Origin of the sequence: Brevibacillus sp. M2.1A, assembly GCF_013284355.2 — a bacterium.
GTDB lineage: Bacteria > Bacillota > Bacilli > Brevibacillales > Brevibacillaceae > Brevibacillus.
This window is the reverse complement of the sequence record NZ_JABSUY020000001.1, coordinates 385,411-398,571: the sequence shown is the minus strand read 5'-3', so window position 1 is coordinate 398,571 and position 13,161 is coordinate 385,411. Positions and strand designations below refer to the sequence as shown.

At 50.0% G+C, this 13,161-nt stretch carries 13 protein-coding genes; 5 read left to right on the top strand and 8 right to left on the bottom strand.

Going from position 1 to position 13,161, the window contains the following annotated elements; all coding sequences use genetic code 11:
* Positions 1-28: 28 nt before the first annotated feature.
* Positions 29-448 carry a YybH family protein gene (locus HP567_RS01755; protein WP_173611752.1) on the bottom strand — a complete coding sequence of 140 codons (420 nt, stop codon included), beginning with the start codon at positions 446-448 and terminating at the stop codon, positions 29-31.
* A gap of 120 nt (positions 449-568) precedes the next feature.
* Here HP567_RS01755 and HP567_RS01750 point away from each other — a divergent pair, with 120 nt between their 5' ends.
* A complete protein-coding gene (locus HP567_RS01750) occupies positions 569-919 on the top strand; it encodes a winged helix-turn-helix transcriptional regulator (RefSeq protein WP_173611753.1) in 351 nt (116 codons plus the stop codon).
* A gap of 40 nt (positions 920-959) precedes the next feature.
* Here HP567_RS01750 and HP567_RS01745 read toward each other — a convergent pair whose 3' ends face one another.
* A complete protein-coding gene (locus HP567_RS01745; RefSeq protein WP_173611799.1) occupies positions 960-2,351 on the bottom strand; it encodes an MFS transporter in 1,392 nt (463 codons plus the stop codon).
* Positions 2,352-2,460: 109 nt separating this feature from the next.
* Positions 2,461-2,886, bottom strand: a complete 426-nt coding sequence (locus tag HP567_RS01740) for a MarR family winged helix-turn-helix transcriptional regulator (RefSeq protein WP_048035355.1) — start codon at positions 2,884-2,886, stop codon at positions 2,461-2,463.
* 168 nt (positions 2,887-3,054) lie between these two features.
* Here HP567_RS01740 and HP567_RS01735 point away from each other — a divergent pair, with 168 nt between their 5' ends.
* Positions 3,055-3,708, top strand: a complete 654-nt coding sequence (locus tag HP567_RS01735; protein WP_173611754.1) for a glycosyltransferase — start codon at positions 3,055-3,057, stop codon at positions 3,706-3,708.
* A 65-nt stretch (positions 3,709-3,773) separates the two neighbouring features.
* Here HP567_RS01735 and gcvPB read toward each other — a convergent pair whose 3' ends face one another.
* Genes gcvPB through HP567_RS01720 form a run of 3 tightly spaced genes read right to left on the bottom strand, consistent with a single transcriptional unit; the run spans position 3,774 to position 7,607 of the window.
* Positions 3,774-5,363, bottom strand: a complete 1,590-nt coding sequence (gene gcvPB / locus HP567_RS01730; protein ID WP_173611755.1) for an aminomethyl-transferring glycine dehydrogenase subunit GcvPB — start codon at positions 5,361-5,363, stop codon at positions 3,774-3,776.
* Positions 5,364-5,387: 24 nt separating this feature from the next.
* Positions 5,388-6,773, bottom strand: a complete 1,386-nt coding sequence (gene gcvPA / locus HP567_RS01725; RefSeq protein WP_173611756.1) for an aminomethyl-transferring glycine dehydrogenase subunit GcvPA — start codon at positions 6,771-6,773, stop codon at positions 5,388-5,390.
* 51 nt (positions 6,774-6,824) lie between these two features.
* The gene (locus tag HP567_RS01720; RefSeq protein ID WP_173611757.1) at positions 6,825-7,607 is read right to left on the bottom strand and encodes an SDR family NAD(P)-dependent oxidoreductase; all 783 of its coding nucleotides are present in this window, start codon (positions 7,605-7,607) and stop codon (positions 6,825-6,827) included.
* 252 nt (positions 7,608-7,859) lie between these two features.
* Between HP567_RS01720 and HP567_RS01715 the strand changes: the two genes are divergently transcribed.
* Together HP567_RS01715 and HP567_RS01710 are read left to right on the top strand one after the other, a co-directional pair.
* On the top strand, positions 7,860-9,614 hold the full coding sequence (locus HP567_RS01715; protein WP_173611758.1) for a sigma-54 interaction domain-containing protein: 1,755 nt from the start codon (positions 7,860-7,862) through the stop codon (positions 9,612-9,614).
* A gap of 57 nt (positions 9,615-9,671) precedes the next feature.
* Positions 9,672-10,448 carry an arylamine N-acetyltransferase family protein gene (locus HP567_RS01710; protein ID WP_173611759.1) on the top strand — a complete coding sequence of 259 codons (777 nt, stop codon included), beginning with the start codon at positions 9,672-9,674 and terminating at the stop codon, positions 10,446-10,448.
* A gap of 76 nt (positions 10,449-10,524) precedes the next feature.
* Here HP567_RS01710 and HP567_RS01705 read toward each other — a convergent pair whose 3' ends face one another.
* Together HP567_RS01705 and HP567_RS01700 are read right to left on the bottom strand one after the other, a co-directional pair.
* Complete coding sequence (locus HP567_RS01705; protein ID WP_173611760.1) at positions 10,525-11,955, bottom strand: M23/M56 family metallopeptidase; 1,431 nt, start codon at positions 11,953-11,955, stop codon at positions 10,525-10,527.
* A 4-nt stretch (positions 11,956-11,959) separates the two neighbouring features.
* Positions 11,960-12,334 carry a BlaI/MecI/CopY family transcriptional regulator gene (locus tag HP567_RS01700; protein ID WP_173611761.1) on the bottom strand — a complete coding sequence of 125 codons (375 nt, stop codon included), beginning with the start codon at positions 12,332-12,334 and terminating at the stop codon, positions 11,960-11,962.
* Between the two features lie 113 nt (positions 12,335-12,447).
* Here HP567_RS01700 and HP567_RS01695 point away from each other — a divergent pair, with 113 nt between their 5' ends.
* Positions 12,448-13,116, top strand: a complete 669-nt coding sequence (locus HP567_RS01695; RefSeq protein ID WP_217367280.1) for a class I SAM-dependent methyltransferase — start codon at positions 12,448-12,450, stop codon at positions 13,114-13,116.
* Positions 13,117-13,161: the final 45 nt, after the last annotated feature.

The following is a 13,161-nucleotide window of genomic DNA, read 5'->3' as shown; positions in this document are numbered from 1 at the left end:
GGGCACCCTTTTTTCAAGGACTGCGTGTCTAAGCAGGAGAATGAATGACAGGCGGATTCGCGCCAAATGGATGATCTATGACATACAGCCAACTGCCATCTGGCTGCTTCCGCACGATTTCAGATGTATGGCCTTCTATTTTCATGGCGTTGCCTGCGTCATCTGTGGTATGAATGATAAAGTGAGCCCGCAATAAAGCGATATTTTCAAACGGAATACAAAATACATTCTCGGAAACCATCGTACCTTGCACTTGGAGTAATTGCTCCAGTGTTGCGCGGATGGATTCAACTCCGTGGCTCTGCTCGTTGTCTTGGGTTATGAGGATAGCCTGCGGTTCATAAAGAGCAAGAAGATTGTTGATGTCGCCAGTGTTGAATGCTTCTGCGAAGGCGGGGTTCATATCTTCCGGGTTTTTGACAGGTTGATTGCGATGAGAGAATGGCATGGGAACTCTCCTTTTTGGTATCGTTGAGTTGCGTGTTAAGCATAGCTCGAGACGATGTAAGCGAAAAGTACGCACATTATAATGACTAAGTCATAAAAAGCTGACTGTTGGGAGGCTGAGATGCCGTATCAAGATGGCGAGTTTGGATGTCCTGTCGAGGTGGGGCTCCAGCTGATCAGTGGAAAATGGAAGCCTCGAATCATTTATGAATTGCTCAAAGACACGAGAAGATTTGGAGAATTACAACGGCTGATCCCGGAAGTATCTCGACATGTGCTAACTGTGCAGCTGCGAGAACTGGAGAACAGCGAAATCGTAGTACGACAAGTGTACCCGACTGTGCCACCAAAAGTGGAATACTCACTTACAGACTTTGGTAAGAGCGTAGCGCCCATCTTGGAGCAGATGATTGAAGTCGGCGAGCAGTATATTTCCAGACAAAAAAAGAAAGCTATGCCTCCTGAAAAATAGGCATCGGAGGCATAGCTAAAAAAGTATTGGATACCTTTTTTCAAGGTGTCCTTTTTTCTTGAACAGGTACGGATCGTGTCGCCAGTCGGGCAGCAGATACCAGTCCCAGTATGACGATGAACGTCTGAAGGAGCAGGGAAACCGTAATTCCAACAGAAAGTGAAAACGCAAAGGCAGTCATCACAGATAGGATGGCGCCTCCCACCCCAATAACAATCGCAGGCGTAAATGTATCAGCGATAGATAGTTCAGCAGATACTTTTCCTTCTTCACCGGATTTTGCCAGAGAAAACGCAATAGCACCGCTTGTCGGGTGAGCCAAACCGATTCCGAAGCCCATAATGATCTGGCTAACAATCGCGGTCACGATACCCAAAAGGTCTTGTTGAATCAACGTCAGCGGTACGGTGCAAGCGACTCCGATGAGCATAATGACGAGACCGATGATAATTCGCTTTTTGCGACCAGCCCCCTGATCTCTTTTGTCCAGCTTTGCCTGTACATTGGCTGCCAGCGACCAACTAATTGCTGCGGAGGCAACAGCTAAACCAGCTTTGTCGGCGGTTAATCCTAAAATCGAAGTGAGTCCAAGGACGAGAAACGTTTGTGTGCCGTAATAGGCAGCGACAAATAGACCCCGAGACGCGATGACAGCAGGTAAGCCTGAGCGTGCGAGGAGCGTTCCTTTAGGCATCAGCTTGTATAAGGGCACACTGAGGGCGAGCAAACCCGCGATGGATAGCAGGAAACCGTAGATCGAGGGAATTTTGCCGAGTCCAAATAGCAAGGCACCAGTCCCAATGGCCAAGAAAAAGGGCAGGAGAAGACTACGATTGTTTGCAGCGCTTGCTTTAGGCGGTTGTAAGCCTCGGAAAGAGGGGGTGGTTAAGAGTGCAGACAGAAAGATAAAGGGAAGGATCAACCAGAAGACATATCTCCATGACAACTGTTCAGCAATAATCCCGGCGACATACGGTCCGAACAGTCCTGGAAGGATATAAGCGCTGGAGAAGACAGCAAGAATCTGAGGGCGAAGAGAATCAGGGTAGCGCAAAGTAATCATGGTATACACACAATTGACCAAGGCACCGGCTCCGAATCCCTGCATCACTCGCCCAAGCAGTAAAGTAAGCATATCAGGCGCAATTGCAGCAACTACAATGCCAAGGGCAAAGAGCACGATCGTGACAATAAAAGGCTGGGCAGGCCCTTTTCTATCGACGAATTGACCTGTGACTACAGTTCCAATCAGCTGAGCCAACAAATAAGCGCTGAATACCCATCCATAAAGATCCTCACCCTGTAGCTCTCGGGAAAGACCGGGGGCGATTGTCGTGACAGCCAAGCCTTCAAATGCTGTAGCAGTCACCACAATAATAATACCAATCGTCAACGCCCGGTAATGCGTGCTCCAGATCCCTTCTGTGCTCATCATTTTCACTCCTTTTTTGTATATATTTCGCCTTGAAAGTTGTTATAAATACTGTTGCTACAACAACTAATTATATACAAAAAATGACAGCCTGCAATGGTTTTTGTTTTTACAAGTTTTTTACGTTCTCATAAATGATATTGAGTGTTCTTCGAAATTGGTTCACTTCTTCTTCGGTCAATCCTGCAATGGTTTTCTCGTACGCTTCAATGGAGGGAGGAAGGACCTCGTCTTTTAAAAGTCGCCCTTTTTCCGTCAGATAGACACGTAGGGAGCGACGATCCTTTTTATCTGTTTCGCGATGAATGAATCCTCTTTCTTCCATGAGAAAGAGCATCCGTGCGATATTTGTTTTGTCCTTGTAGGTACGATCTGCCAATTCGTTCTGGGTCAGACCTTCTTCTTCCCATAACACGACAAAAATCATCCACTGATCGATGGTGATGTTATACGGATTGCATACTTTTTGATAATAGTTGTTCAGTTTTAAATCCGTTCGTTTCACGATGACGCCAATATACTCATCCAATTTCATTGCGAAACCTCCTCGGTTAGGCAGTCAGGGCAACTGTTGATAAGACAACTATAAGGATGCTTCCGAAAAGTGTCAATTTGCAGGGATGATATGTTGGACGCATGAAAAAGCCAAATTTGCTCAAAATAACAGCGGGATTTAATACTTATCAAAAAGGAGAAGGAATAGATGACTCCAATGCTCAAGAAAGTAACATTGTTGATGATTTGCGTGGCATTGCTTGGTGTGCCGGGTATGGCAGCAGCCAAGGAATCGCAAGGAAATGTAAAGCAGGCAGAATGTATAAAGCCGAAAGAAGTAAAACTACAGGGCGATATGCGCAGGCTCTGGATTGATCATTTGCTGTGGGATCACACCTATATGGTAAGCGCCTTGGCAGGGCTGGAAGACAAAGACGCCGTACAGGCACGACTCTTGAAAAACCAGGTGGATATCGGGAACGCAATCAAGCCGTATTACGGAGAAGAAGCAGGTAAAAAGCTTACCGAATTGCTGACGGCTCATATTACCATTGGCGGCAAAATCATTGACGCAGCCAAAAAAGGCGATCAGGCTACTGTGGCAAAGCTGGATAAGGACTGGCACCGGAATGCGGATGAGATCGCCAAGTTCTTGAGTAGTGCCAACCCCAATTGGAACGAGAAAGAACTAAAAGAGATGATGTACGTGCATCTGAAGCTGCTCACTGATAATCTCCAGGCGAGATTGAGAAAAGACTGGGAAGCGGATATTGCTGCGTTTGATCAAGGTGAGGATCACATCATTTCTTTGGCGGATGTACTGACAGCAGGCATCATTAAGCAGTTCCCGAATCAGTTCTAAAAGAAACTTCTCTAACGAAATGAACGCCAGCACTTATCGTAATCCGTGCTGGCGTTTCTTTCTTTTTATCCCTGTGCCGTCTTTTTCAAATAAGCTCTCCATGTGATGCACCATTGATCAGGATCATCGAGCACGGACTCTAATACACGGTGACCTGTACTATTGTGCGGCGCTGTTTTGACAATTTCCGGATTCTCATAGGCTTCCTGTGAAATATGGGTCAGTGCCGCGATGTATTCGTCCAGCTCTGCCATGGAGTAGGACTCCGTCGGTTCCAGTGTAAACGGCTCCGGCACGACGTACGGGTGGTGACTGGTCCAGTAATGGTGGGCAAAGTCGACCATGCGGCGCTGAACATCGTATGTCGTGACGCCTGTGTCTTCTTTTAGCTGCTGCCAGCTATAGCGAACCTGCTCCAGACGTCTGCCTTGTATATACGGAGCGCTCGCACCGCGGATTTGCAGGATTTTGTGATAGAGATAGTTGTTGTTGAGGCAAGCAATTTCGGCGACTTCCCTCAAGCCGTCAGCTCCAAGTGCACGGACCCAAGCGTAGGAGCGCAGGACAGCAGGTGGTACCCCATAAAAGCTGCGGACTTTTCCGATGCTGTTTTTCAAGTCACGCTTATAAAAGTAACGCTCTCCGTCGAAGTCTACGATCGGTCCCGGCAGGAATGGCGCAAGCTCGGCAGTGACCCCGATAGCGCCTGTTGCAGGTCCGCCGCAAGCGTGTGGCACGGAAAAGGTTTTGTGCAGGTTGAAGAAGCACATGTCGAAGCCTGCTTCCAGTGCGCGGGTAATGCCGAGCAAACCATTGGCGTTTGCCTGATCGTAGCAGCACAGTCCCCCTGCGGCGTGGACGACGTCTGTGAACTCCTTGATGCGGGAGTTGTAAATGCCAGTATCCTCTGGATTCGCTACGGCAAAGGCAGCGGTTCGCTCCGAGACGAGGCCCTTTAGCGCTTCCAGATCAGGGTAGCCGTTTTCATCGGCAGGTACATAAATGATTTTGAAGCCTTTGACTGCGGCCGTCGCGGCTTGGGACGGATGGGAAAAATGGGTGGTAATAAACTCGTTGCGCTGCTCTCCTTCGCCGCGAGATTCGTGGTATTTGCGCACGATAGAGGCTTGGGTAAACAACGCCTGTGTGCCGCTGCCCGGTTGGAACGAAAATTTGTCCATTCCCGAAATCTCGCGAAGATATAAATCGAGCTGGTACGTCATCTCCAGCATCCCTTGGACAGTGGACTCGTCTTGCAGCGGATGCAGCTCCGCCATTTTCGGCGAGCGCACGAAGCGTTCATTGATTTTCGGGGAGTATTTCATCGTGCAGGTGCCTTGCCCGATCTCTACGTTGAAATCCGACCCCAGAACCTCCTGAGAGATGCGGGAGTAGTGACGGATCACGCGATACTGACTGATCTCGGGAAGATTCGGCCGTTTTTTCCGGCGCAGGCTGTCTGGCAACTGAGAGATGCCATCGCCTACTGTCTCTACGATTTGTGGCTCGACGGGTGGTACCTCGACGCCACGCTCACCGGGCTGGCTCAGCTCGAAAATGACAGGCTCATCCCACTTTGCTTGGTGGAAGCGGCGTACCTTATGGTCTCTCGGAATCCGTTTCATTTTGTCGATGGTTCCTTCGGATGTTTTCATGGGCGGTTTCCTCCTTTTTCGTTTTTACAAAATGCTTTTCATGGCAGTAACGAGCGTATCAATATCCTCCTGGGTATGAACCTCCGTGACGCAGTAGAGTGCACATTGACCCAAATCCGGGTAGTGTTCAGTCAAATCAACTCCGCCGAAAATGCCTTTGGCGAGAAGCGCAGCGTTGATGTCTTTGACGGTTTTGCCTGTTTGCGAGAAGTCGATCACGAACTCCTTGAAGAAAGGAGCGGCGAATTTGGCCTCGACCCCGGGAATGGAAGAGAGCTGCTTGGCGGCGTATTGGGAGCGCTGCATGATGCCTTGCCCGACTTCTTCCATGCCCACTGGTCCCATCGTCGCCAAGTACACGCCTGCGGTGATGCCCCATAGCGCGGTTTGCGTTCCGACGGACTCCTTGCCTTTTTCACGTTTGGCAAAAGAGGTGCGGTCGTACGCGACATCTCCGAAGCCGTATTCGCCTTCGACCTCTGTCGGAGCGATTCCGAACAGGCGGGACGGATATTCCATGACGTAGGTCGGGTCGTCATGCGTCGCGATAAAGCCGGATTGTCCGCCGCCGTAATGCATGTGTACGCCAAGCGGCTGCAAATCTCCGCACACGATGTCCGCGCCGTAATTCGCCGGAGCTTCCATCACGCCGAGAGAGATGGGATCGACGCCGACTACGCAAATGGCACCCGCTGCATGGGCCAAGTCTGCGATCGACTGTCCGTTTACTTCCACGGAGCCGAGGAAGGTCGGGTTTTCGAAATAAACCGCTGCTGTATCTACACTGAGCTTTCCTTTTAGATCATTGAGGGCGAGTCTGCCTGTTTCGTTCTCAAAGTCGATCAAGGTGACGGTAAGATCAGGAGACGTATAGTTTTTGATGATCAAAAGCTTGTCGGGATGGATATTTTTCGAGACGAGTAGCTCTGTGCGTTTGGTGATACGTGCTGCCATGCGCAGAGCAGTAGAAGCAGCCTGTGCCCAGTCAAAGGTCGGAACGTTCACAACATCCATATCGACAAGCTCAGCTACGAGGCTTTGGTACTCGAACAACGCCTGAAAGCGCCCTTTGTCTTCATAAGGCTCACCAGCATACGCCGTTACAAACTCCGCGCGGGAGTTGATTTCATCACAGACAGCCGGAACAAAATGGGGCCAGCAGCCTGCGCCGAGGAAGCTGATATTTTCTTTCGTGGTTTTGTTTTTGTTCATGAGCTGGTTGACGTGGCGTTCCAGTTCGTATTCGGTCAAAGCTTTCGGGATGTTCATTTTTTCTTTTAGGCGCAGCTCCTCGGGAATGTCCGCATAGATATCCTCGATGCTGGAAAAGCCGATTTCGGCAAGCATTTTCTCTTTGACTGCAGGTGCAGAATTCGGAATATACGGGTGGGCATAACGCTGTACGCTCATCTCAGGTTCCTCCATCTCTTCGTTGGAATATTCAGTCGGAATAATGAAAAATTAAGCCAAACCGCCGCCATCGACGACCAGTACAGAACCCGTCACCCAGGATGACAGATCGCTGGCAAAGAACAGGACAGCATTGGCAATATCTTGCGGAGAACCGAGACGCTCCAGCGGACGCCCTTGGGCGGAGGAGACGAGGAATGCTCCTTCTTCCTTTTCCAGCTGGCGCGCTTCTTCACGCAACAGAGGTGTGTCGGTATCGCCAGGTGACACGCAATTCACACGGATGTTTTCCGGACCGTGGTCAATCGCCATTGCCCGCGTCAGGTTGACGACGCCTGCTTTTGCCGCGCAGTAGGCCGCAGCCTTGTCACCGCCCTTGATTCCCCAGCCAGAGCCTGTGTTAATGATGCTGCCTCCGCCTGTTTTCGCCATGACCGGAATGACGAATTTGGATAGGTTGTAAGCGCCCTTCAAGGAGACATCGACGACCAGATCCCAATCGTCTTCTTCCAGCTCGACGACCGTCTTTCTTCTGATCACGCCTGCGTTGTTGAACAAAATATCGATGCGACCGTACGCTTCCTCGATCGCTTGCGTTACTTCACGACAATCCTGTTGGGAAACTACATTGCATGTAAAATAACGGGCTGATCCGCCCTCTGCTACGATTTCTTGTGCCGCCTTTTCCCCTAGCTCCTCGTTGATATCAAGCAGCATAACGTTTACTCCGAATTGGGCCAGTCGTTTCGCTGTTGCAAGTCCGATACCGGAAGCAGCACCTGTCACCAAGGCTACCTTTCCTTGCAGATTGAATACCTCGTTCGTGTTTACCATGGTTGATCACTCCCCCTAGATGAAAAGTTTATAATGCAAACGCTGTGCCAAGTGAGAAGTGAATCCCGCTGGGTAACATGCTCCTTACTGGACCGCAAAAAACGAGGCTCCGACTGTGTTTCGTACCGTTATGACAGTGACAAAAGTGGCAATGAGTTGTCATGATTGGCAAACATCAGTGGCAAAACGTTTGTGAACTATCTAAATATTTCGTAAAATGGAGAGCAAGGACAATAAGCAGGGAGGATATCCATGGTTTCGTTGGATCTGTGCAAACCAGCCATCGAAAAGGTCATTACTAGCATTTCAGATATATTGAACGTGGATGCAGCGGTGATTAACGAGCGCGGCCTCTTGGTCGTGAGTACGGAGCGCTACTTGAAACAAAAAGGCGAAAATGTGCATGTGCCCTCGATTGAATTCGTGTTGGCAAAAGGACAGTATGTGGTAGACAAACCCGGCTCCATGGAAATGTGCAAAGGATGCCGTTTTCTCGACAGCTGCCCTGCCAAAGTCGAGCTGCTCTCTTCCATTAAGGTAGCCAACCATGCAATCGGGGTCGTTTCTCTCACATCCTTTACGAAAGAGGGACAAAATCGGCTCTCCAGGCATACAGAGAGATACCAGCAAATCCTGACAGAAGTCAGCGAGATGATTACGGCGATAGTACAGTCCCATGAGACGCGACAGATCGAATCGTCTAATGACACCATTCGGCTATTGGAGGGGGCACTGGATACCGTCGCCGATGCGTATTTCACCTTTGACCGAAGTGGCAATGTCATTCACACGAATGCCAGCGCGCGCAGACTGCTGTCCCAGCATGAGCTGCTGCCAGCGGAGGTTTCACGGATGCTGCTACCGTCATTATCCGGGATGACCGCGCATTCCTTGCCGATCGCTAATTGTCTCGTTGACAAGCTGGATGCTCCGACCGAGGCCACGCCGATCATCGTTAACAATCAGCTCATCGGCGGCGTGCTTCGCGTGCAGAGGGGATCGCTAACCGTTCCGCGTCTGATGGATCATCAAGGGAGCGGTAAGCCCGGCAAAGCGGATAGCCTTGCTCAAATCGTAGGAAACAGCCCAGCCATCAAGCAGGTCAAAGAAATGGCGATGAAAATCGGTAACAGCAGCTCCACGGTACTGATTACCGGCGAAACAGGGACAGGCAAAGGGCATCTGGCAAAAGCGATTCACGAGGCAAGCACGCGCGCTTACTACCCGTTTGTCGCCATCAATTGCGCCAGCATTCCGGAAAATCTGTTCGAAAGCGAATTGTTCGGTTATGAGGACGGCGCGTTTACTGGAGCTAAAAAGGGAGGAAAGCCAGGACGGTTCGAAATGGCAGAGGGAGGTACGCTTTTTCTCGATGAAATAGGCGATATGCCGCTATCGTTACAGGCAAAGCTACTGCGTGTCTTGCAGGAAAAGGTCGTGGAACGCATCGGCGGCACGCGATCATTTCCCATCAATGTACGAATCATCGCGGCGACGAACCAGAACCTGGAGGAGCTCGTGGAGAAAAAAGTGTTTCGTGCCGATCTGTACTATCGGTTGAACGTCATTCCGATACACGTCCCGTCACTCGCAGAGCGCAAGGAAGATATCGAGCTCCTGGCCGTTTCATTTATGGAAAAGCACGGAGAGCAAGCTGGACGCACCTTCTTCGGAATAGCACGAGAGGCGATCAACCTGCTCAAGAACTATCACTGGCCGGGCAATGTGCGGGAGCTGGAGAACGCCATCGAGTACGCCATGAACATGGAGCAAGACACGGTTTTGACTGCTGACAGCTTGCCTCCGCGCCTTCGTGCACGTACTTCAGTGGCTCCTTCGCATTCAGGTCCAGCTATCAAAGCGAGAGTCGCCGATGCACAAGCGGACGCCATTCGCGCTTCGTTGCAAAAGCACGGCAGTGATTTGAAAGGGAAGCAGCGAGTGGCAGAAGAACTCGGGATCGGGCTCCGCACCTTGTATCGGAAGCTAAAGCTGCTCGGAATTTAAGAATTCGGCAGGAGCTTGGTGTAAACTTGTGGGAGAAACGATAGGGGAGGAAGAAGCATGAGTGAGCTGAATGTTTTATTTCGGAAAAGAATCGGTATGCCTGAAAATGAAACGATTACCTTCGATACATTGGATCGCCTCCTTGATCTGACAGCATTGGCGATTCCTTTTGAAAACCTGTGCATTGTGGAAGAGCGAACGAGCGTAATCTCCAGACAGTCCATCATGGAGAAGATATTGGTCAAAAATGAAGGCGGTCTTTGCTACGAGCTCAATCCCATACTGTATTACTTCTTGTTGGAAAATGGCTTTGACGCTCATCTGATTCGTGGAGTTGTTTACAGGCATGACGTTGGCGAGTATTACACGATTGGCCGAACGCATGCCACGATTTTGCTTACACATGAGGGGCAAACGTATTTGCTCGACACGGGCTTCGGCTCGAACCTGCCGTTAAAGCCTGTTCCGTTAACAGGGGAGACCATCTCTTCGCGCAATGGTGAATTTCGGATCAAGAAAGAGCAGACGGAGTATGGCGATTATGTACTCGAAATGAAGCTGCGGCACAAGGATACGGACTGGAGAACCGGCTATACGTTTGATTCGCAGAAGCTGGTGACGGATGAAACGGAATTAAACGAGATTCAGACGATCATCGCTGATCATGAACAGTCTCCCTTCAACAAAAGCCCATTGCTTACGCAGCTTACAGAGAGAGGCAATGTCACGTTGACTAATAGTTCTTTTACGCAATGGGTGGACGGTGTTATGACGAAAGAGACGATTGATGAGGAACGATCTAAAAAGCTGGCGAAGCAGCATTTTGGGTTATAAGAAAAAAGCAGAAGCGATTAAAAACGATGAAAACCCATCAGATGTTCTTAACCTGATGGGTTTTATAATGGGGCTACTACTGTGTATTCGCATTCAAAAGCAGCTTCATCGGATCAACGGGTATACCATTTTCGAGAACCTGGAAAGCAAGATGCGGTCCTGTGCTGCGTCCCGTACTTCCCAACAGCCCAATGAGCTGGCCTTGGGTCACAGTAGCGCCAGCGGTGACCTCCAGCTTTTCCAAATGAGAGTAAACGGTTTGATAACCTCCTTCATGCTCCAGAATGACCTGGTTGCCTTTCCCTGTTTTTGTATCGTACTCAGCTTTGAGTACCTTACCTGCGGCGGCTGCCTGAACGGGCGTATTCAGGTCGTTTACGATTCTCAAGCCCATTGTTTGGTCAACAGGACTTTTGAGTGTACCTTCTGCGGGGACGACGAAGGCATGCTCGTTCCCAAGTGCTTTTGTTGCATCGGTCAAAGTGAAGACGCCTAAAGCCAAGACGACCACGATACCAGATAGGGTCCACGTATACGCCCGTTTTTGAAAGTGACGAATCATTTCTATTCTCCTTTTCACCTGTTTTTTGGAGCTGGAGAACCCGGCAGTGAAGTGGATTTGTTTGGGCTGGGGATACAGCTCGAGCATTTTGATCATGGTGTATCCGTAGCGAGGTACCTCCGTCTCCTGCAAATAGGTCAAAGCCAAGGCATCACAAGCCATTTCCTGGTCCTGACGCATGCGGGAAGCGGCGTACCATAACAGCGGGTTGAACCAGTTGAGGATCAGCAGCACGCTCATGATGCTGTTCACAGGAATATCTCGTCTTTTCCAATGCGCCAGCTCATGCAAAAAGATGTGGCGCAGCTCGTGCTCGTTGAGTTTGTCCAACAGATTTGCTGGCAGCCAGATTTGCGGTCGCCAGATTCCCATCAAGGCAGGACTTGTCATCTGATGACTCATGCGCAGGGGAATGGATTTGGTGATGCCCATCAGTTTTTGGCATTGGAAAAAGACGCGCAAAACAACTTCATCCTGTACGAACACTTCCTTTTTTAGCTGAGAGAGCAATCGGTATGTACTGCGAGTCATGGTGATAGCGAAAATAGCGATGCCGCCGAACCAGATGAGGGAAAGCAGGCTGATCCAGGAAAAGCTCGCTTCGTTTGCTAGAGAGGCATCTGATTGGAGGGCAGATTCATGCGGTTGCAAAGCCTCAGTAGCGAGAACGATCGGTTCCGTAGGCGGGTACGCTTCCTGCACGGATGTCCAGGACGAAGTAGGCAGCCAGTTATACAAACTGATCGTGCTGTCTATCGACCAGGGAACCGCGAGCTTCCAGAGAAGCAGGAACCATACGGCGTGGTGCCAGCGGATGGGGAAATGCTTTTTGCCGAGCTGCTGGCAGAGCAGGATCAGGAGCACAAGAAGACTGGCCTCGATGGAGTTATACAGTGTCCACGTAAATGCTTGGTTGAGGGTGAGTGTGAGCCATTGCCAATCCACCAGCTTATTTCTCCTTTTCGGAAAGGATTTTTTTCAGCTCGTCAATCTCTTGGGAGGAGAGCTTTTCTTCTTTTAAAAAGTGAACTAGCATGGGCTTTAAGGCCCCGCCGTACACGCGCTGCAAAAAGGATTGGCGCTCTTGGCGCTTGCAATCTTCCTCTGTGAGCACAGGGGAGTAATAGTAGACGCGATTGACCTGCTCGTAGGTGAGAATGCCCTTTTGCAACAGGCGGCTGAGCAAGGTTTTGATTGTGTTGTCTTTCCACGTCTTGTTGTCTCGCAGAGCGTGGATGACATCGGCTGCTGTTGCGGGTGACTTTGCCCAGATGACCTTCATAATCTCCCACTCGGCATCCGAGATTCGCGGTTGCTCGTCCAAGTACGAAACCTCCCTCGACTACATTTGTAGTCGTTGATTCTGTTTTAAAGATTACACTTGTAGTCATCAGGTGTCAACTATCATTCTTGTCAATCTGTTCCATGTGACTGTCGTTGGAAGATGACGAGCGAATTGGTACACTGAAGAAAAATCGGATAAAGGCTGTGATAGATATGAATCTGGCCGAGCAGTTTGGCGAGATGGATATTTACTTGTTTGATCAGTTGTTAAAGGGGCGGGTAACGAAGGAAATGCAACTACTCGATGCCGGTTGCGGTTCGGGCCGGAATCTGGTCTACTTTTTGCGAAATGGCTATTCGGTGTATGCGGTTGACCAATCGGCAAAAGCCATTGAAGCTGTACAGCGAATGGCATCGCAACTGGCACCGAACTGGTCAGCGGAGCGCGCTCGTGTGGAACCGATTGAGAGCATGGGCTTTGAAAACGAAAGCTTTGATTTCATCATCAGTAATGCCGTTCTACATTTTGCTGAAAACGAAGAGCATTTTCGCCAGATGCTAGAGGAGCTGTGGCGGGTACTGAAGCCAGGAGGCATTCTATTTATGCGTCTTGCATCCTCGATCGGGATTGAGGATGCTGTACAGCCACTGGGGAACGAACGTTATTTGTTGCCGGACGGAAGCACCCGTTTTCTCGTAAACGAACGGACGATGGTGGGCATGACGGAAAAACTGCAAGGTGTGTTCCTGGAGCCAATCAAAACAGTGAACGTAGCCGGACAGCGTTGCATGAGCACGTGGGTAATCAAAAAGAATGATTAAGCACAAGACGCCGCCTTCCAGTTGGAGAGGCGGCGTCTTTTTCTC

Bases quoted from the DNA above. Each gene is read 5' to 3' on its own strand.
- HP567_RS01735 (WP_173611754.1), top strand. From the start codon at position 3,055: ATGACTCCAATGCTCAAGAAAGTAACATTGTTGATGATTTGCGTGGCA.
- HP567_RS01710 (WP_173611759.1), top strand. From the start codon at position 9,672: ATGAGTGAGCTGAATGTTTTATTTCGGAAAAGAATCGGTATGCCTGAA.
- HP567_RS01755 (WP_173611752.1), bottom strand. From the start codon at position 448: ATGCCATTCTCTCATCGCAATCAACCTGTCAAAAACCCGGAAGATATG.
- HP567_RS01740 (WP_048035355.1), bottom strand. From the start codon at position 2,886: ATGAAATTGGATGAGTATATTGGCGTCATCGTGAAACGAACGGATTTA.
- HP567_RS01715 (WP_173611758.1), top strand. From the start codon at position 7,860: ATGGTTTCGTTGGATCTGTGCAAACCAGCCATCGAAAAGGTCATTACT.
- gcvPA (WP_173611756.1), bottom strand. From the start codon at position 6,773: ATGAGCGTACAGCGTTATGCCCACCCGTATATTCCGAATTCTGCACCT.
- gcvPB (WP_173611755.1), bottom strand. From the start codon at position 5,363: ATGAAAACATCCGAAGGAACCATCGACAAAATGAAACGGATTCCGAGA.
- HP567_RS01745 (WP_173611799.1), bottom strand. From the start codon at position 2,351: ATGAGCACAGAAGGGATCTGGAGCACGCATTACCGGGCGTTGACGATT.
- HP567_RS01720 (WP_173611757.1), bottom strand. From the start codon at position 7,607: ATGGTAAACACGAACGAGGTATTCAATCTGCAAGGAAAGGTAGCCTTG.
- HP567_RS01750 (WP_173611753.1), top strand. From the start codon at position 569: ATGCCGTATCAAGATGGCGAGTTTGGATGTCCTGTCGAGGTGGGGCTC.